At 67.8% G+C, this 19,211-nt stretch carries 16 protein-coding genes and 1 riboswitch; of the genes, 9 read left to right on the forward strand and 7 right to left on the reverse strand.

Annotated features, from left to right (window positions below):
* The first annotated feature begins 28 nt into the window (after positions 1–28).
* The 4 genes from G5A07_RS05260 to G5A07_RS05275 all read left to right on the forward strand — a co-directional run bounded on the left by G5A07_RS05260 (position 29) and on the right by G5A07_RS05275 (position 3,520).
* Entirely contained in the window at positions 29–946 is a 918-nt protein-coding gene (locus G5A07_RS05260; protein ID WP_010481875.1) for a LysR family transcriptional regulator, read from the forward strand.
* A gap of 109 nt (positions 947–1,055) precedes the next feature.
* The gene (locus tag G5A07_RS05265) at positions 1,056–1,487 is read left to right on the forward strand and encodes a hypothetical protein (RefSeq protein ID WP_049482040.1); all 432 of its coding nucleotides are present in this window, start codon (positions 1,056–1,058) and stop codon (positions 1,485–1,487) included.
* A 147-nt stretch (positions 1,488–1,634) separates the two neighbouring features.
* Positions 1,635–2,630 (forward strand): tRNA dihydrouridine synthase DusB, encoded by a 996-nt coding sequence (dusB, locus tag G5A07_RS05270; protein WP_049453467.1) that lies wholly within the window; start codon positions 1,635–1,637, stop codon positions 2,628–2,630.
* 62 nt (positions 2,631–2,692) lie between these two features.
* Complete coding sequence (locus G5A07_RS05275) at positions 2,693–3,520, forward strand: class I SAM-dependent methyltransferase (RefSeq protein ID WP_005415318.1); 828 nt, start codon at positions 2,693–2,695, stop codon at positions 3,518–3,520.
* 89 nt (positions 3,521–3,609) lie between these two features.
* Here the strand turns inward: G5A07_RS05275 and G5A07_RS05280 are convergent, their stop codons facing one another.
* The 3 genes from G5A07_RS05280 to G5A07_RS05290 form a co-directional block, all read right to left on the reverse strand.
* A complete protein-coding gene (locus G5A07_RS05280; protein WP_191862969.1) occupies positions 3,610–4,656 on the reverse strand; it encodes a metal-dependent hydrolase in 1,047 nt (348 codons plus the stop codon).
* 119 nt (positions 4,657–4,775) lie between these two features.
* Positions 4,776–5,576, reverse strand: a complete 801-nt coding sequence (locus G5A07_RS05285; RefSeq protein WP_010481879.1) for a UDP-2,3-diacylglucosamine diphosphatase — start codon at positions 5,574–5,576, stop codon at positions 4,776–4,778.
* Positions 5,573–7,288: a lysophospholipid acyltransferase family protein gene (locus G5A07_RS05290; protein ID WP_191862970.1), complete on the reverse strand. Its 1,716-nt coding sequence runs from the start codon at positions 7,286–7,288 to the stop codon at positions 5,573–5,575. The genes G5A07_RS05285 and G5A07_RS05290 overlap by 4 nt, the downstream gene beginning before the upstream one ends.
* A gap of 312 nt (positions 7,289–7,600) precedes the next feature.
* On the opposite strand from G5A07_RS05290, the gene metK reads away from it, so the two are divergent.
* Together metK and G5A07_RS05300 are read left to right on the forward strand one after the other, a co-directional pair.
* Positions 7,601–8,812 (forward strand): methionine adenosyltransferase, encoded by a 1,212-nt coding sequence (gene metK / locus G5A07_RS05295; RefSeq protein WP_010481882.1) that lies wholly within the window; start codon positions 7,601–7,603, stop codon positions 8,810–8,812.
* A gap of 140 nt (positions 8,813–8,952) precedes the next feature.
* Positions 8,953–9,459 carry an acyl-CoA thioesterase gene (locus G5A07_RS05300; RefSeq protein ID WP_010481883.1) on the forward strand — a complete coding sequence of 169 codons (507 nt, stop codon included), beginning with the start codon at positions 8,953–8,955 and terminating at the stop codon, positions 9,457–9,459.
* Positions 9,460–9,526: 67 nt separating this feature from the next.
* Here the strand turns inward: G5A07_RS05300 and ppc are convergent, their stop codons facing one another.
* On the reverse strand, positions 9,527–12,238 hold the full coding sequence (gene ppc / locus G5A07_RS05305; protein ID WP_191863000.1) for a phosphoenolpyruvate carboxylase: 2,712 nt from the start codon (positions 12,236–12,238) through the stop codon (positions 9,527–9,529).
* Positions 12,239–12,472: 234 nt separating this feature from the next.
* Positions 12,473–14,989, reverse strand: coding sequence for a prolyl oligopeptidase family serine peptidase (locus G5A07_RS05310; RefSeq protein WP_191862971.1), 2,517 nt, complete (start codon positions 14,987–14,989; stop codon positions 12,473–12,475).
* A 120-nt stretch (positions 14,990–15,109) separates the two neighbouring features.
* A riboswitch (S-adenosyl-L-homocysteine riboswitch) is annotated at positions 15,110–15,193 on the forward strand.
* A 36-nt stretch (positions 15,194–15,229) separates the two neighbouring features.
* Between G5A07_RS05310 and ahcY the strand changes: the two genes are divergently transcribed.
* The 3 genes from ahcY to G5A07_RS05325 all read left to right on the forward strand — a co-directional run bounded on the left by ahcY (position 15,230) and on the right by G5A07_RS05325 (position 17,822).
* A complete protein-coding gene (ahcY, locus tag G5A07_RS05315; RefSeq protein ID WP_049451423.1) occupies positions 15,230–16,675 on the forward strand; it encodes an adenosylhomocysteinase in 1,446 nt (481 codons plus the stop codon).
* Positions 16,676–16,845: 170 nt separating this feature from the next.
* A complete protein-coding gene (gene ybaK, locus G5A07_RS05320) occupies positions 16,846–17,319 on the forward strand; it encodes a Cys-tRNA(Pro) deacylase (RefSeq protein WP_019338083.1) in 474 nt (157 codons plus the stop codon).
* Positions 17,319–17,822: a hypothetical protein gene (locus G5A07_RS05325; RefSeq protein ID WP_049482050.1), complete on the forward strand. Its 504-nt coding sequence runs from the start codon at positions 17,319–17,321 to the stop codon at positions 17,820–17,822. Before ybaK ends, G5A07_RS05325 begins: the two co-directional genes overlap by 1 nt.
* Here the strand turns inward: G5A07_RS05325 and G5A07_RS05330 are convergent.
* Together G5A07_RS05330 and G5A07_RS05335 are read right to left on the reverse strand one after the other, a co-directional pair.
* Positions 17,819–18,451: an energy transducer TonB gene (locus tag G5A07_RS05330; protein WP_191862972.1), complete on the reverse strand. Its 633-nt coding sequence runs from the start codon at positions 18,449–18,451 to the stop codon at positions 17,819–17,821. The genes G5A07_RS05325 and G5A07_RS05330 overlap by 4 nt on opposite strands.
* Positions 18,452–18,541: 90 nt before the next feature.
* The gene (locus tag G5A07_RS05335; protein WP_054171043.1) at positions 18,542–19,099 is read right to left on the reverse strand and encodes a DUF3228 family protein; all 558 of its coding nucleotides are present in this window, start codon (positions 19,097–19,099) and stop codon (positions 18,542–18,544) included.
* Positions 19,100–19,211: the final 112 nt, after the last annotated feature.

Genomic DNA, 19,211 nt, shown 5'->3' on the forward strand with positions numbered 1-19,211 from the left:
CCATCGATTCCGGACAGAATTTCTCCCCATGCTTCCCACCGAGCGCCTGCGCGGCATAGAGGCCTTCGTCGCCACCGCCGATGCCGGCAGTTTCACTGCCGCCGCCGAACGCCTGCACCTGACCAGTTCGGCGGTGGGCAAGACCATCGCGCGGCTGGAGGCGCGGCTGGGAGCGCGGTTGTTCGAACGCAGCACGCGCCGCCTTCGCCTGACCGAGGCCGGTGAGGGCTTCTACCGCACCTGCGTGCGGGTGCTGGGCGAACTGGCCGATGCCGAGTCAGTGCTGGTCTCGCACGCAGACGCTCCCGTGGGCCGCCTGCGGGTGGATGCGCCGGCCACTTTCGGGCGCCTCAAAGTCTGGCCGTTGCTGCTGCAGCTGGCCGCCGAGTTTCCACAGCTGCATCCGCAGGTGACCTTCAGCGACCGCTTCAGCGACCTCGCCGAGGACGGCGTCGACCTCGCCGTACGCATCGGCGGTCCCGAGCCGCTGCCCGCCACGCTGGGCAGCCGCCAGCTCGGTTACGAATGCCTGCGCTTCTGCGCCTCCCCGGCCTACCTGCTCCGGCATGGCCAGCCCCGCTCGGCCGCCGAGCTGGCCGGGCATGACGGTGTGCTGTTCGGACGCGCGGACGGCAGCATCGGGCCGTGGCAGGTGGCCGATGGCGGGCAGCGCAGTACACCGCTGCAGGCCCGCGCGCGCCTGGTGGTTGGCAGCGCCGAGGCCCAGGTGGCGGCGGTCGAGGCCGGCTTCGGCATCGCGCAGCTGGCCACCTGGCTTGTCGATGACGCGCTGGCGCGCGGCAGCCTGGTCTCGATCCTGCCGTCGCTGGACTGCCGCGGCCTGCCGCTGCGCCTGTTGTGGCCGCAAGGCCGGCAGCGGCTGCCACGCGTGGACGTGGCCCTGGACCGTCTCGGCGCCGGGTTGCAGATCGATCCGCCGCGCTGAGCGCAGCGCTATCACCTGTGGTCGCATCGGACGGCTGCGACTGCCGGTCGCATTGCCCGCATCCCGCCCCTCACCCACCATCCGCGCAGCGTTTCAGCGTGGGCAGGACATGGACGGATTCCCTTGGTTGCTGGTTGCCGCCGCCGGTAGTGCCATTGCGGCCCTGCTGCATATCGGCTGTATTGCCTTCGGCGCCGCGTGGTACAGGTACTTCGGTGCTGGCCCGCGCATGGTCCGGCTGGCACAGGCCGGGCATTGGTGGCCGCCGCTGATGACCGCCGGCATTACGGCCGTGCTGGTGGCCTGGACCCTGTACGCACTCGCAGCCGCGGGCTGGCATTCGCCGCTGCCGGCCAGCCGTCTGGTCCTGTCGGGCATCGCCCTGCTGTTGCTGCTGCGCGCGGCGATGGGCTTCGGGCTGGCCCTGCTCCAGCCCGGCGACAACGGCCGGCGCTTCTGGGTGGTCAGTTCACTGGTGTGCCTCAGCCTGGGGCTGGCCTTCGCGCTGGGTACCCGCCAGGCCTGGCAGAGCCTGGGGTAGCCGCCTACCATCGCCCGCCCTTGGGGGCGGCGGAAGCAACCGTCAAGCATCTGCTGATGCCGGTACGGCATGAGGTCGGTGCCGATCGGCCTGAACCGGACCGCGTCCGACACGGCCGTACCGCCGCCCGCGCCCTACAATGGGCGCATGCAGATCGGCCCGTACACCATTGCCCCCAACGTCGTGCTGGCGCCCATGGCCGGCGTCACCGACAAGCCCTTCCGCCTGCTGTGCAAACGGTTGGGCGCGGGGCTGGCCGCCTCGGAAATGACCATCAGTGACCCGCGTTTCTGGAACACGCGCAAGTCGATCCACCGCATGGATCATGATGGCGAGCCGGCCCCGATCAGCGTGCAGATCGCCGGCACCGAGCCGCAGCAGCTGGCCGAGGCCGCACGCTACAACGTCGACCACGGCGCGCAGATCATCGACATCAACATGGGCTGCCCGGCCAAGAAGGTGTGCAACGCCTGGGCCGGCTCGGCGCTGATGCGTGACGAGCAGCTGGTGGCGCGCATCCTCGAGGCCGTGGTCAACGCGGTGGACGTTCCGGTCACCCTGAAGATCCGCACCGGGTGGGACTGCGACCATCGCAATGGCCCGGTGATCGCCCGCATCGCCGAGGACAGCGGCATCGCCGCGCTGGCGGTGCATGGCCGCACCCGCGACCAGCATTACACCGGCCAGGCCGAGTACGCCACGATCGGCGAGATCAAGGCCGCGCTGCGCATTCCGGTGATCGCCAACGGCGATATCGATTCGCCGCAGAAGGCGGCATACGTGCTGCAGCAGACCGGCGTGGACGCGGTGATGATCGGCCGCTCGGCACAGGGCCGGCCGTGGATCTTCCGCGAAGTGGCGCACTTTCTGGCCACCGGCGAGGAACTGCCACCACCGTCGTTGGCGGAAGTGCGCGACATCCTGCTCGGCCACCTGCACGCACTGCATGCGTTCTATGGCGAGCCGCAGGGCGTGCGCATCGCGCGCAAGCACCTGGGCTGGTATGCCAAGGACCGGCCGGAGAATGCGGCCTTCCGCGCCGTGGTCAACCGCGCCGAAGACCCGCAGAGCCAGGTCGCGCTGACCACCGAGTACTTCGACCGCCTGATCGCCGGGGAACCGGCGTTGTCTTCGGCCGCCTGACCGCATCGCTGCGTCGCAGAGTCGAGCCTGCTCGACCGTCTTGAACACCGAGAGCCCGCCCCATGACCCCGCCGATTTCTTCCCCGACCTACCTGCACGGGTTTTCCGGCACCGAGCAGCAGCGCCTGATGACCCAGGCGCGCCTGCTGGAATCGAGCATCTTCGGCCAGATCGACTACAGCGGCGCGCGGCGCCTGCTGGAAGTCGGCAGCGGCGTCGGCGCACAGACCGAGATCCTGCTGCGCCGCTTCCCCGAGCTGCACGTGACCGGTGTGGATCTGAGCGAGACCCAGCTGGCCACCGCGCGCGAGAACCTGGCGCGCACGCCGTGGTGCAGCGACCGCTACACCCTGCAGCAGGCCGACGCCGGCGAGCTCCCGTTCGAGGCACGCAGCTTCGACTCGGCGTTCCTGTGCTGGGTACTGGAGCACGTGCCGTCACCGGCGCGCGTGCTGAGCGAGGTGCGCCGGGTGCTGGCACCGGGTTCGCCGGTCTACATCACCGAGGTGATGAATGCCTCGTTCCTGCTCGACCCGTATTCGCCGCACATCTGGCGTTACTGGATGGCGTTCAACGATTTCCAGTACGACCACGGGGGCGACCCGTTCGTTGGCGCCAAGCTGGGCAACCTGCTGCTGGCCGGCGGCTTCCGCGACGTGCACACCGAGATCAAGACCATCCACCTGGACAACCGCGAACCGGCACGCCGCAAGACGATGATCGCGTTCTGGGAACAGCTGCTGCTGTCGGCCGCCGACCAACTGCTGCAGGCCGGGTCGGTTGACGAGGAAACCGTGGAAGGCATGCGTCGCGAGTTCCGCCTGGTGCAGAACGACCCGAATGCGGTGTTCTTCTATTCGTTCGTGCAGGGCCGCGCCACGGTGTATTGAGCCGACGCGGCACTGCTGACTGAATCAGTAGAGCCACGCCATGCGTGGCTGCCACCGTCGATGTCCCTTCATCCACGCATGGCGTGGATCTACTCGACAGCGCCGACTACGGGCGCATGCCAGATCCGCTGCCACATCGCCGCCAGCCGGCGCCCGGCATCGGCTCGCGCGGCCGGGCTACTGTAGTCCGCCCGCAGCTGCTCGGGCACGATCGCCCGCCACTGCCCGTCCGCCTGCTCGGCCACCACGAAGTTGAAGGTGTAGTCCGGCTCCAGGCCCATGCGCAGGTCGCTCAGCACCAGCCGGCCGTCCATCACCTGCGCACGCATGAAGCCACGGTTGAACCAGGTCAGCTGCTGCACCGCCGGGATGCCCCCTGCTTCACGCAGTGCCTGCACGTTGGACGCGTGGCCTTCGAACTGCATCGGCCCATGGTCGGCCACCAGCGAGCGGTCGCCCACCACGTAGCCGTTCGGCGTCATCGCCACCACCCGCCACAGCAGGGTGTTGAACGGCATCGGCACCGAGAAGCGCGGGGCATCGCCCAGGCCCATCGCCGCCAGGCTCTGCTGGGCAGCACGGTCGACCTGGGCCTTGGCGATCAGGCCCCAGCCCAGGTAGGCACTGCTGGCCAGCAACGCCACACCCAGCACCTTGCCAGCCCAGGGGCGGGCGCGGCCAAACCAGGCCAGCACGCAGCCCAGCAGCAGCCACACCGTGTAGCCGGGATCGATGATGAAGACGCTGGAGCCCATGGTCGGGTGTGGCCGCAACGGCCACCACAACTGGGTGCCGTAAACGGTGAATGCATCCAACAGCGGATGGGTGACCAGCGCCAACTGGATCGCCCAGAACCAGCGCACCGGTGACTGCGCAACGCGGCCGTTGCCGAAGCGCTTGAACAGCCACCAGATCAGCGCTGCCACCCAGGGCAGCACCAGCAGCGAATGGCTGAAGCTGCGGTGCTCGATCATGTTCGCCACCGGGTCGGCGGCGGTGAAGCCGAGCCACAGGGCATCGAGGTCCGGCAGGGTGCCGAGCGCGGCACCGGCCAACAGGGCCGCGCGGCGCTGGCCGGGCGGAGCGATGGCAGCGGCGACGGCGCCGCCGAGCACGATCTGGGTCAGGGAATCCATGGACCGATGCTAGCGGCTTGCGGGCGGTGCATGTAGAGCCGAGCCCATGCTCGGCTGCCGTTACACGCAATGAAGAGCAGCCGAGCATGGGCTCGGCTCTACAAGGGGACAATCGCGGGTTACGCCGCCTGCGACAGGCGCGCGCCCGGCAGCTCCACCAGCGTCTGGCCGTTGTGGTCCAGCAGGCGCAGCGCGCCATCGTGGTCTTCGGCCAGTGCTGTCAGGCTTTCCACCCAGTCGCCGTCGTTGGCATAGACCAGGCCGTCGCGTTCAATCAACGCAGCGCGGTGGATGTGGCCACAGACGATGCCATCCAGTCCGCGACGGCGCACGTCGTCCAGGCCGGCCTGGACGAAGCGCTCGATGTAGCGTTCGGCCGCACCGCTGCGCTTCTTCAGGAATTCAGACAACGACCAGTAGCGCATTCCCAACAGCCGCCGCACCGCGTTCAACGCCTGGTTGCCGGTCAGGATGCGGTAGTACAGCCAGTCACCGAACTTTTCCTGCAGGCCGCCGAAGTGGGTCACGCCGTCGTACTCGTCCCCATGCGCGACCAGCAGCCGGCGGCCATCGGCGGTCACGTGGATGGCGCGCCGGCGCACCTGCATCGCCGGCAGCATCAAACCGCAGACCTGGCGCAGCGAAGCATCGTGGTTGCCGGGGATGTAGACGATCTCGGTCCCGGCACGGCGCAACGCGTGCAGGGCCTGGATGACTTCGCTGTGCGACTGCCGCCAGTTGGCGCGGCGATGCGCCATCCACCACAGGTCGATGATGTCGCCGACCAGGTACAACCGTTCGCAACGCAGCTGCGAGAGGAACCGTGCCAGCTCGGTGGCATGGCAATGACGTGAACCCAGATGCACATCGGAGACGAACACTGCGCGCCGGTGCGGCGACAGGTTCGCCAGCGCGCTCATGCCGGCGTCCCCGCGTCGCGCAGGTAGCGTTTGCGCTTGTTCGGCCGGATCGCACACAGGTCCACTTCGATCAGGCCGTCGATCGAATCACTGAAGTCCGGGTCGACACCGAAGGCGAGGAAGCGGGCACCACCGGGTTCGCACAGATCGGTGTACTGGCGGTACAGCGTCGGCACCCCCGTGCCGAGTGCGGCCAGGTTGGCCTTGAGCACCTCGAACGCGGCACCGGCATCCAGCTCGCCGAAACTCGGCGGTGCAGCGAAGTACTGGAACGGCCGGTTCGATTCGGCCAGCCCGGCGGTACCGCTGTAGTAGCGCTGGTAGTAGGCCACCAGCTGCTCGCGCGCATCGCGTGGCAGCGCCGCGCTGATCGACACCGCGCCGAACAGGTAGCGGATACCCGGCCGGCACTGCAGGTAGGCACCGATGCCCTGCCACAGGTAGTCCAGGCTGCGGCTGCCCCAGTAGTCGGGCACCACGAAGCTGCGGCCCAGTTCCAGGCCCTCGGCGATGTGGGTGATGGCATCGTCGGAATAGCGGAACAGCGACGCGCTGTAGAGCCCGGACAGTCCGTGCCGGGCCAGCGCATGGGCGCCGCGCATGATCCGGTACGCGCCGGCGATGCGCTGCGCGGCCGCGTCCCAGATCACGATGTGCTCGTACCGCGGGTCATAGTCGTCCACGTCGCGGCTGCGCCCGGTGCCCTCGCCCACCTGGCGGAACGTCAGTTCGCGCAGGCGGCCCAGTTCAAGCAGCAGCGGTGAATCGGCGCTACAGGTCGCCAGCAGGATCTGCTTGCCATCGGCGGTCTGGCCCAGCTGGGTCGCCGCGGCGATGCCGGCGGCGACCTGCGAAGGCGGCACGGGGGACGCCAGTGGCTCGGGGCCTGCGCAGGCAGCGGCATTACCGGCTGCGCCATTGCGGCCCAGCGCATAGAGTGCGCGGCGTACCGCCAGCAGCTGTGCGCCCGGGTCGCCGCCTTTGCCCAGCTGCATCGGCTCGCCGATGCTCAGGCGCAGCGGGCGGCCACGGCGGGTGAACATCTCGCGCGCCAGCAGCGCGGTGCCAGCCGGCTTGAACAGGGTCGAGGCGCCGTAGAACAGTGCCGAATTGCGTGCTTCCACGCGCACCGGCAGCACCGGCGCACCGGCGGCACGGGCAAAGCGGACGAACCCGCGCTGCCAGCGGCCATCGCGGATGCCGCGCAGCGACAGGCGCGAGACCTCACCCGCCGGGAACACGATCACGCACTGCTCGGCGGCCAGCGCCTCCTCCACCGCGTGCAGACTGCCGCGCTGCGCCTTGCCGCCAAGGATGCGCACCGGCAACAGCAGGTCCTGCAGTGGCGCGATGGCTCCCAACAGATCGTTGGCCACGATCCGCACGTCACGACGGATGCGGCCGACCGCGTCCAGCAGCGCGAGGGCGTCCAGCGCCCCCGAGGGGTGGTTGGCGACGATCAGCAAGCGGCCGGTGGCGGGAATCTTCGCCAGCGCGGCCGGATCCACCTGGTACTGGCCATCGATGAATTCCAGGCCGGCGGCGACGAAGCCGAATCCGCGCAATCCTGCACTGCGCTGCAGGAACGCTTCGATCTGATCCAGGCGCGACCAGCGGCCGACGCTGCGCAGCAACGGCCGTGCCAGTTGGCCCCGGCGGCCGTGGAACCAATCGGGGAAGCGTTGCTGGAGACGCTGTTCAAGTTCCTGCATGGCGGATCCACTCATGCCCGGCGGCCGGATTGGCCGACAGCCTGCGCCCGGCAGGCGGCAGCCAGATGGCGGTTTTTGGGCAGAACGATGACGGCTGGCAGCGTCCGGCCAGGCCGGTAGCCGCCTGCTCCGTTGTCACGCAGGTGGAACACTGGGCCTCGAGGCTGGGGCCCAATCCCGGCCGGACGGCCTCTGCCGGGCCTACACGGGCTTAACCACCGGCAACCGGTACCGGTTCACAATGCACAGGCGGCGCACCCCGTGTATCATTCGCGCCCATCTTTCCATCCGAATCAAGGGATATTACGCCTGATGTCCAGCTATCTCTTCACCTCCGAGTCGGTCTCCGAAGGCCATCCGGACAAGGTTGCCGACCAGATCTCCGATGCGGTGCTGGACGCGATCCTGACCCAGGACCAGCGCGCCCGCGTGGCCTGCGAGACCATGGTCAAGACCGGTGTTGCCATCGTGGCCGGTGAAATCACCACCAGCGCCTGGATCGACCTGGAAGCGCTGACCCGCAAGGTCATCACGGACATCGGCTACGACAGCTCCGACGTCGGCTTCGACGGCGCCACCTGCGGCGTGCTGAACCTGATCGGCAAGCAGTCGCCGCACATCGCCCAGGGCGTGGATCGCAAGAAGCCGGAAGAAATGGGCGCTGGCGACCAGGGCCTGATGTTCGGCTATGCCACCAACGAGACCGACAGCTACATGCCGGCCGCGATCCACCTGTCGCACCGCCTGGTCGAGCAGCAGGCCAAGATCCGCAAGAAGAAGAACTCGCCGCTGTCGTGGCTGCGCCCGGACGCCAAGAGCCAGGTCACCCTGCGCTATGAAAACGGCGTGGTCTCGGCCATCGACGCCGTGGTCCTGTCGACCCAGCACGCCCCGGGCATCAAGCAGAAGGACCTCATCGAGGCCGTCCGCGAAGAAATCATCAAGCCGGTGCTGCCGGCCAAGTGGCTGCACAAGGGCACCAAGTTCCACATCAACCCGACCGGCAAGTTCGAGATCGGTGGCCCGGTGGGCGACTGCGGCCTGACCGGCCGCAAGATCATCGTCGACACCTACGGCGGCTGGGCCCGTCACGGTGGTGGCGCCTTCTCCGGCAAGGACCCGTCCAAGGTCGACCGTTCGGCAGCCTATGCGGCCCGCTACGTCGCCAAGAACGTGGTTGCCGCCGGCCTGGCCGACCGTTGCGAAGTGCAGGTCTCCTACGCCATCGGCGTGGCTGAGCCGACCTCGATCTCGGTCACCACCTTCGGCACCGGCAAGATCAGCGACGACAAGATCGAGAAGCTGATCCGCAAGCACTTCGACCTGCGCCCGTACGGCATCATCAAGATGCTGGACCTGGTGCACCCGATGTACCAGCAGACCGCGGCCTATGGCCACTTCGGCCGCAAGCCGAAGGAGTTCAGCTACCTCAACGGCGAAGGCGAGACCGTCAACGCCACGGCCTTCTCCTGGGAGAAGACCGATCGCGCCGCCGCCCTGCGCGCCGATGCGAAGCTGAAGTAAGAAACACGAAGGGCCGCTCACGCGGCCCTTCTGCTTTCTGTAGAGCCGAGCCCATGCTCGGCTTTCTTTTTCCTGCGACAAGAGCAGCCGAGCATGGGCTCGGCTCTACAAGAGCTACGCCACGCCGATACAATCGCCCCATGTCGACCGAACTGAAAACCCACCAGCTGTCCATGACCGTGCTGATGTCGCCGGAGATGGCCAATTTCTCCGGCAAGGTCCACGGTGGCGCGATCCTGCGGCTGCTCGACCAGGTCGCCTATGCCTGTGCCAGCCGCTACGCCGGCAGCTACGTGGTCACCCTGTCGGTCGACCAGGTGATGTTCCGCCAGCCGATCGCGGTGGGCGAGCTGGTCACCTTCCTGGCCTCGGTGAACCATACCGGTACCTCGTCGATGGAAATCGGCATCAAGGTCGTGGCCGAGGACATCCTCAAGCGCAGCGTGCGCCACGCCAACAGCTGCTTCTTCACGATGGTGGCGGTGGACGAGGAAGGCCGGCCGACGCCGGTACCGCCACTGCAACCGGCCACCTCCGACGAGAAGCGCCGCCAGGCCGCCGCACAGATCCGCCGCCAGCTGCGCCAGGAAATGGAACAGCGGCACCTGGAACTGCTGGCGTCGAATCCACCGTCGCCGGAGGAGTGAGGGCGTGCGGGGCACGCCCCGCACCCACCGAGGCAGGTAGCGCCGGGCCATGCCCGGCGGATACGCATCACCCGGTGTTCTGCACGCCCTGCGAAACACCGTTCACGCACGCCACGAGCGCGCGCAGCAGTTCGTCATCCTCGCGTCCGCTGGCCCGCCAACGCTGCAGCAGATCCACCTGCAGCACGCTGATCGGATCGACGTAGGGATTGCGCAGGCGGATCGACAGCGCCAGCCGCGCATCGTGGTCCAGCAGCGTCTGCTGGTCCATCAACGCCAGCAGCCAGTGCCGGGTGAGTTCCAGTTCACGCTGCACCTGCGGGAAGAAACGCCCATGCAGGTCGCCCGACAACAGCGAGAACTGCTCGGCGATGGTGATATCGCCCTTGGACAGCACCATCGCGATGTCGTCCAGGAAGGTGCGGAAGAACGGCCAGTCACGCGCCATATCGCGCAGGGTCTGTTCGTGGCCGGCATCGACCGCCGCCTGCAGGCCACTGCCCACGCCGTACCAGCCGGGGATGACCGCGCGTGCCTGGCTCCAGGCGAACACCCAGGGAATCGCGCGCAGGTTGCCCAGTGCCGCGTCCTGGCCGAGCCGACGCGAAGGACGCGACCCCAGCGTCATCCGCTCGATCACGTCGATGGGTGTGGCGGTACGGAAGTAGTCCATGAAGCCGGCCTGGCCAACGAACACGCGATACACCTCGCTGCTGGCCGAGGCCACCGCGTCCATCACCGGCCGCCACTCATCCTCGCGCGGCTCGGCGGCACGCGGGCGCAGGCTGGCGCGCAGCACTGCACCGGTGGCCTGTTCCAGCGAGCGAAGGGCCAGCGCGCGGATGCCGTATTTGCGATGGATCACCTCGCCCTGCTCGGTCACCCGCAGGCGGCCATCGATGCTGCCGCGCGGCGACGCATCGACCGCGTGCGTGGTCTTGCCACCGCCACGGCTGATCGAACCGCCACGGCCATGGAAGAAAGTCAGGCGGATGCCGGCCTCGGCCGCCACCTCCAGCAGTTCCACCTGCGCGCGCTGCAGGCCCCAGCGCGAAGCGGCAATGCCACCATCCTTGCTGCTGTCCGAATAGCCGAGCATCACCATCTGCACGTCGCCGCGCGCACGCAGATGGGCGCGATACACCGGGTCGGCCAGCAGGTCGCACAGGGTGGCCGTGCCACGCTTGAGGTCATCCACGGTCTCGAACAATGGGGCGATGTCCAACGGCACCGCCCCACTCTCTTCCACCAGGCCGCCACGGCGCGCCAGCGCCAGCACCGCCAGCACATCGCTGCGGTCGTGTGCCATCGAGATGATGTAGCTGCCCAGTGCATCGTTGCCATGCCGCGCGCGCGCATCGGCCAGCGACGCGAACACGGCATCCAGACGCTGATTGCCCTCGTCATCACCCTTGGGAAGCGGTGCTTCGCCGCTGGCATGCGGGCCCAGCAGCCGCGCACGGCCCAGCGCATCCAGCGCCTGCCAGCTTTCTTCGCCGCCCAGCACCGCAGCCAGTGCGCGCGCATGCACGCTCGATTCCTGGCGCACATCCAACCGCGCCAGATGGAAGCCGAAGGTCTTCACCCGCCACAGCAGGCGCTGCACGGCGAAGCCGCCTGCATGTTCGCCGCGATTGGCGCGCAGGCTGTCGAGGATCAGCTGCAGGTCGTCGATCAGTTCGGCGGGGCCAGCATAGTTGCCTTCGCCATCATCCAGCGTGGCCTGCAGGCGCGCGCGCATGCGGTCGTTGAGCAGGCGGTACGGCATGTCGGCATGGCGTGGGCGCGACTGCACCTGCGGCAGCAGCTGCTGGTAATGCGCCACGCGCGCCTGCAGCGCATCACTCACGCCCACCCGCTCGGTGGACTGGCTGAGCAGGCTGGCCAGCTGCAGCAGTTCCTTCTGGTAGCGCCCGAGCACCGCCTGCCGCTGCGCATCCAGCGTGTTGCGGATGGTGGTCGCATCCACGTTCGGGTTGCCATCCATGTCGCCGCCTACCCACGTGCCGAAACGCAGCAGGCGCGGCAACGGCAGTTCTTCACCGTAGGTATCGCGCAGCGCCTGCTGCAGCGATTCGTACAGCACCGGAATCACCCGGTACAACACCTGCACCAGATAGAAGCCGACGTGCTCGCGCTCGTCATCCACGGTGGGCCGCACCGGCGAAGAATCGGTGGTCTGCCACGAAGCGGTCAGCGCCATGCGGAAGCGCGCCGCATCGGCCGCAGCTTCCCCCGGCGTGCGTTGGCCGTCGAGGTTGTCGACCAGGCTGGCCACCATCAGCTGCTCTTTTTCCAGCAGCGCGCGGCGCACCGCCTCGGTCGGGTGCGCGGTGAACACCGGTTCGATGTCGATGCGCGGGAGCCACTGCGCCAGTTCGTCCAGGCCCACGCCCTGCGCCTTCAGGTGCTGCAACGCGTCCTGCAGGCCATCGGGCTGCGCACCTGCGGTACCGGCGCGCTGGTAATCACGGCGGCGGCGGATGCGGTGCACGCGCTCGGCGATGTTGACCACCTGGAAGTACGTGCTGAACGCACGCACCATGGTTTCGGCCTGCTGCGGCGTACGCCCGGCCAGGCCATCGGCCAGCTCCGACAATGGAGCTTGATTCTCGCGGCGGGCGATGGCGCGGGTGCGCACGTCTTCGACGTCGTCGAGAAACGCGGCGGACACCTGTTCAACCAGCAGGTCACCGACCAGCGCGCCGAGCCGGCGCACGTCATCGCGAAGCGGAAGATCGGGAGAAGCAAACTCGATGCTGCTGCGGTACTCGTTCATCGGCGACGCACAGGCCTCGGTCAACGGATCCAGGCCCCAAGCCTAAACCAGAACGGGCGTCGTGCTGCGATGCAAAAATGGTTTCATCTGCACGCATCCATGACGGACGCAGCCGAGCATGGGCTCGGCTCTACAAGCGTCGTGGCGCGTGACACCGTGTAGCGCCCGAGCCCATGCTCGGGCGGCGGCGCAGCCGCACAGGCGGCCCCGTTGCGGGGGCCGCCGTCACACTAGTCAGCGCTTCTTCTTCGCCTTGCCCTGCTCGGCCGGGCCGATGGTCTGTTCCAGCCAGCGCTCGCTTTCGGCCAGCATGGTCATGATCGATTCGCGTGCGCGGTAGGCGTGCGATTCGTTGGGCAGCATCACCAGCCGCGCGGTGCCACCCAGGCCCTTCACCGCGGCGAACATGCGCTCGCTCTGGATCGGGAAGGTGCCAGAGTTGTTGTCGTCCACGCCGTGGATGAACAGGATCGGGTCCTTGATCTTGTCGGCATAATTGAACGGCGCCATCTTCTGGTAGACGTCCTGCGCCTGCCAGTAGTTGCGTTCCTCGGCCTGGAAACCGAACGGGGTGAGCGTGCGGTTGTAGGCACCGCTGCGCGCGATGCCGGCCTTGAACAGGCGGGTGTGCGCCAGCAGGTTGGCGGTCATGAACGCACCGTAGGAATGGCCACCGATGGCGATGTGCTCGCGATCGGTCACGCCACGACGCACCACTTCATCCACCGCGGCCTGCGCGTTGGCCACCAGCTGCTCGATGTAGGTGTCGTTCGGCTCCTTGTCGCCCTCACCGATGATCGGCATCGACGGGCTGGCCAGCACCACATAGCCCTTGGCCAGGAACGCCTGCGGGCCCCAGTAGCTGACCGCATTGAAGCGGTACGGCGAATCGGTCACCTGGCTGGCCGCCGCCGCGCTCTTGAACTCGCCCGGGTAGGCCCACATCAGCAGCGGCCGCGGGCCGTCGCGCTTCGGGTCGTAGCCCGGCGGCAGCAGCAGGGTCGCGGTCAGGTCGACGCCATCCTTGCGCTTGTAGCGGATCTGCTCCTTCTGCACGCCCTTCAGCTGCGGCAGCGGATGGGCGAAATGGGTCAGCGCGCGCGGTGCGGCACCGGCATCGGCCAGCGACTGCACGTAGAAGTTGGCCGGCTCATCCGGGCTTTCACGGCTCAGCAGCAGCGAGCTGCCCTGGTCGTCCAGCAGCGCCACTGGCGCGGCGTAGCTGGGCGCCTGCGAGTGGAACAGGCGGGTGGCCTTGCCCGTGGAGATGTCGAAGCGGTCCACGAACGGGCGGTCGCCCTCCGGCGATGCACCGGCACCGGCCAGGTACAGGCTGCTGCCATCGGCGGTGGTCTGCAGCAGCGAGCGCCCGCGGTCGTCGCTGGACAACAGCGGACGGCCCGGATCGGAATAGCGGTCCTGCGCGTCACGATCCCACAGCAGGCGCGGCTCGGCACCTGCATTGTCCGGGGCAATCAGCCAGGTCCTGGTCTTGCGCGTCTTCCACCACGACTCGGTCAGCAGGGCCAGGTCGCCACGGCCCCAGTTGATACCCACCAGACGGCTGCCGAGCTGGGCCAGGGTCACCGGCGGCTTGTCGAACGGCGCGGCCTGCATCAGCACCGCATCGCGCACCTTGGCCTCCCGGTTCGGATCACCACCGTCCTGTGCCTCGGCCCAGACCAGGGTGGCATCGGCATCACCCCGCCAGCTGATGTCGCGCACGCCGGTCACTTCGGCGTCGTTGCCGGTCGGCAGGCCTTCCACCAGCGGACGCACGGCCACGGTGTGCACCAGCTTGCCGCTGGCACGGTCGATCACTTCGATGCGGCGCGGGAAACTGCTCACCGGCACCACGTAGGAGTACGGCCGCTGCACCGGCTGGCGCAGCACGAAGCGGCCATCCGGCGACACTGCAAAGCCCATGAAGATGCCGGCCGCGCCGATCGCGCGGGTGCTGCCATCCAGGCTGACTTCCATCGGCTGGGTGGTGGCGTAGTAATCGAACTGGCGGGCGTCGGCCTCGTTCTTCAGCAGGTCCTGGTAGGTACGGATCGACACCACGCCGCCGCCCTGGCGGGTCTGCTGCACGGCCGGGCCGGTCGGAATGCCGTCGGCGGCCGGGGCCGCACCGAGGCTGGCAGGGCGGGTGAACACCACCAGGCCGCGGCTGTCCGGCAGCCACTGGTAGCCGCTGCCGATCACCGTGTTCAGGCCGGCAACCAGACGGCGGGCACTGCCACCGGCCACGTCCACCAGCCATAGTTCATTGGCGCCACTGGCGGCATCGACCTGGTTGAAGGCCAGCCACTTCTGGTCCGGCGACCACATCACACTGGCGATCGACAGCTTGGCCGGCAGGCCGCTGATCTGCCGTTCCTTGCCGTCGGCAACGTTCATCAGCCACAGCTTCTCGCCGAAGCTGAAGCGGCTGTCGGAGAACGTGCGCGGGTTGATACGCAGGCCGGCCAGCTTCAGTTCCGGCTGCGCCACCACCTGGATCGACGGCAGCGACGGCATCTGCATCATCGCGGCCACGTCGCGGCGTGGCGACAGGTACAACGAGGGCGCACGGGGCGCGTCCACCACCGCCTGCAGCGCGGCCGACGGCAGTTCGTAGCCGTTGACGCCCTGGGCCTGTGCGGCCACAGGCTGCGGCGCTGCCGCCCAGGCCAGCGGGGCCACCGCCAGCAGTCCCATCGACAGGACCAGGCCGGTCCAGCGCCGTGTGCGGCGCGCGTGCATGCTCATCGTTCCACCTGTGTGATGCGTGAAAACACCGACCTTAACAGTCTGTGCACGCGATCCCATCTGCCGATGGTTGGGTCGTTCCGATGTCATGCCGGGGCCGCGATATACTGGGCGTTCTCCCCTGCCGAGGGGCGCTGCGACCGGATCCCATGAGGCCCGGCCAGGCTCGGTAAGGTGGCTTTGTAACAACGGCGCCCGGCTAGATGCGAGCACCCGCTCGTCCACAACCGGAGCACACGAATGAACGCTGTTGCCAAGACCTTCTCCACCGAAGGTGATTACAAGATCCGCGATATCACGCTGGCCGACTGGGGCCGCAAGGAACTGGACATCGCCGAGCACGAAATGCCGGGCCTGATGTCGATCCGTCGCAAGCATGCCGCCAGCCTGCCGCTGAAGGGCGTGCGCGTGACCGGTTCGCTGCACATGACCATCCAGACCGCGGTGCTGATCGAGACCCTGAAGGACATCGGCGCCGACGTGCGCTGGGCCTCGTGCAACATCTTCTCGACCCAGGACCACGCTGCCGCGGCCATCGCCGCCACCGGCACCCCGGTGTTCGCGTGGAAGGGCGAGACCCTGGAAGAGTACTGGGACTGCACTCTGGACGCGCTGACCTTCACCCTGGCCGACGGCACCCTGACCGGCCCGGAGCTGGTGGTGGACGACGGCGGTGACGTGACCCTGCTGATCCACAAGGGCTACGAGCTGGAAAACGGCAGTGACTGGGTCAACACCGCCTCGTCCTCGCACGAAGAACAGGTCATCAAGAACCTGCTCAAGCGCGTCGCCAAGGAGCGCCCGGGTTACTGGGGCCGCGTGGTCAAGGACTGGAAGGGCGTCTCCGAGGAGACCACTACCGGCGTGCACCGCCTGTACCAGCTGGCCCAGGCCGGCACCCTGCTGATTCCGGCGATCAACGTCAACGACTCGGTCACCAAGAGCAAGTTCGACAACCTGTACGGCTGCCGCGAGTCGCTGGCCGATGGCCTGAAGCGCGCGATGGACGTGATGCTGGCCGGCAAGGTGGCCGTGGTCTGCGGCTACGGTGACGTGGGCAAGGGCTGCGCCGCCTCGCTGCGTGCCTATGGCGCGCGCGTGATCGTCACCGAGATTGACCCGATCTGCGCCCTGCAGGCGGCGATGGAAGGCTATGAGGTCAACACCATCGAATCGACCCTGGGCCGTGCCGACCTGTACGTCACCACCACCGGCAACAAGGACATCATCCGCATCGAGCACCTGAGCGCGATGAAGGACCAGGCTATCGTCTGCAACATCGGCCACTTCGACAACGAGATCCAGGTCGATGCGCTGGTGTCGTTCGCCGGCATCAAGCACGTCAACATCAAGCCGCAGGTGGACAAGTACATCTTCCCGAACGGCAACGCGATCTTCCTGCTGGCCGAAGGCCGCCTGGTGAACCTGGGCTGCGCCACCGGCCACCCGAGCTTCGTGATGTCCAACAGCTTCGCCAACCAGACCCTGGCACAGATCGACCTGTGGGCGAACAAGGACAGCTACGAGAAGAAGGTCTACCTGCTGCCGAAGAAGCTGGACGAAGAAGTGGCACGCTTGCACCTGGAAAAGATCGGCGTGAAGCTGACCACCCTGAGCCAGGAACAGGCTGACTACATCGGCGTGCCGGTGGAAGGCCCGTTCAAGCCGGACCACTACCGCTACTGATGACTGTGGGGTGCCGGCCAACGGCCCGCACTTCCGGTGCATGCGACACGGACGGGCGCCTTCGGGCGCCCGTTCAGCGTTTGCGCACGGCCGAACATCACGCGTCCACCAGAGTGGGGGCCAATAGCCTCGGTCAAGGCAGCACTCTCAGCGCGCGCTACGATGCCCCCATGACCCCGGCCATCAACCTGCTCAAGCGCGAGAAGATCGCCCACACCGTGCGCAGCTACGTGCACGACGCCCACGCCGAATCGTATGGCGGCGAAGCCGTCGACAAGCTCGGCCTCGATCCGGCCCAGGTGTTCAAGACCCTGCTGGCCAGCACCGAGGCACACGAACTGCTGGTGGCGATCGTGCCGGTGGCCGGCCAGCTGGACTTGAAGGCATTGGCCGAAGCGGCCGGCTGCAAGAAGTGCGAGATGGCCGCCGCCGACGCCGCACAGCGCGCGACGGGTTACCTGGTCGGTGGCATCAGCCCGCTCGGGCAGAAGAAGCGCCTGCGCACCTTCCTGGACGCCAGCGCGCAGGCATTGCCCGCGCTGCATGTCAGCGCCGGTCGCCGCGGCCTGGAAGTGGAACTGGCGCCGGCTGACCTGCTGCGCCTCACCGCCGGCCACTACGCTGCCATCGGCAAGTCACGCTGATGCGCTGGCCGTGGTCTGCAGCGCCGATTCCCCGGCTCGACGATGCACAGGCCGATGTGCTGCTGCAGGGCCTGTTGTCGCGCGACGCAACGCGCATCACCGATGCCGCACGCACCGTCGCCCGATTGTTCACTCCCGCATCCCTGGAGGCGTTGAGCGCGCATGTGGATACGATTGAACGCAGCTGCCAGGGCGTCGCCCTTGGCGGCATGCTGATCAGCAACCAGGCTCACCTCAAGGCGGCCCTGCAACGGCTGCGCTACTGGCAGGCGCGCGAAGGCTGCCTGTGTGCGCTCTACCCTTCCTATGTGTTCTTCAGCCCCGAGCCGCTGCTGGAACAAGGTCACGTGCAGCTGCGTGCACGGGGCGAAGCGGAGGATGGCTGGGGCGAATGCTACCGGCTGACGTGCACCTGCTGCGCGCGGCAATGGAGCGCGACCGAGCGCGAGTACCACTACCGCTGGTGGGAGTGGAAGGCCGAGCCCGCCCTGCAGATGCCCTAGTTGAGCTTGAACGTGACCGTTCCGCGTATCAGGCTCATGTCTGGCGCCTTGCCCGCCGCTTCACGCTCATAACGCCAGTCGCGCGCGTGCTTGAGCGCCGCCGCATCGAGCAGTGGGTACCCACTGGACCGGGACAGGATGATCGCCTGGGTCTTGCCTTGTGCATCCAGCAGCAGCATCAGCTCGACACCGCCCTGCTGGGCTTCGCGCATGGCGGCCGCGGGATACGCCGGGACCGACGAGAGCCGCCGCTGGTGCCAGCCTCCTTCCCGGGCAATCAACGGCGTGCTGGAAGAGAGCGGGCAACGGGCAGGCATCTGCAGGTCGAAGCCCGCAGCCCCTTGCGAAGGCCGGGTGGTGGCTGGCCCACCACAGGCAATCGCCGACACGCTCTGGAGCAACGACTGCTGACGCGAAAGCGCTGCTGCGTCATCCGCTTCCACATGGAACGTGCAACGCCCCGAGGTTGCCTGCGCGTGCAGTGACCCCACGCCCGCGTCGCGGATCAGCGTCACGTCGGACAGGGCCCCACAGGCAGCGCCTGCATCGTACTTTGCTGCCGGGCTTTCACTTGCGGCCAGCAGGCCTGCGGCGACCCATGCAAACGGCATCCAGCTGCGAACATTCATCCCTGTGCTCCCTGCGTTGATTCACCGCCATGGTAGCGCTCCACTGCCGTCACCCTGTTCACATGCCGGCTGTCCGGCCACAGCGTGGGCTCAGGGCCGCCAGTTGGCGTTGTTCTCCCAGAACTCCACCGAGCGCCGGTAGGCCTCCCGGTCCAGCGGTACACCGGAACCGCCCTCCTCCACGCCCAGCGCATTGCGCATCATCGTGATCGGCGCCATCGGCACCTCTTCCGGTTCGGCGGTGTAGATGCAGCCGACGATGCCCCAGTCGGCCTCGATCGGTGAACCTTCCTTCGCCAGCTGCCCGGCGCTGTACAGGATCACCACCAGGTAGTTCGCGCGCGGGGACTCCACACCCTCGAACCAGCGCACCAGTACCGGCAGTTCCTCACGGTTGCGCGCTTCGTAGCCGCTGCGCAGCAGATGGCGGTTGGCCTCGGTGACCGGCACCGTCAGGCAGCGCGTGCTGGTCCAGTTCTCATAGACGAACAACTTGCAGAACGGGGCGTAGCCGTCGAGCACCTTCAGCGGCGCATGCGCGTTGAGGTGTGCCTCGAACTGCTCGGCAGTGCAGTCCTGGATGGTGTTGCCGCGCGGCACGCGCGGAAACAGACGGGGACGGGCGAAATCGGTGAGGACGATGGACATGGCAGGGCGTGATCAGGGGTTACACCGCACAGGGTAACCGCCCCGGAGGCAGGCCGGGCCGGATGCCGATGGTCACTGGCGCCCGTGTCCGGATTGCAGCACCCTGCGGGCG

This window comes from Stenotrophomonas sp. AS012628 (assembly GCF_010608305.1).
Classification (GTDB): domain Bacteria; phylum Pseudomonadota; class Gammaproteobacteria; order Xanthomonadales; family Xanthomonadaceae; genus Stenotrophomonas; species Stenotrophomonas geniculata.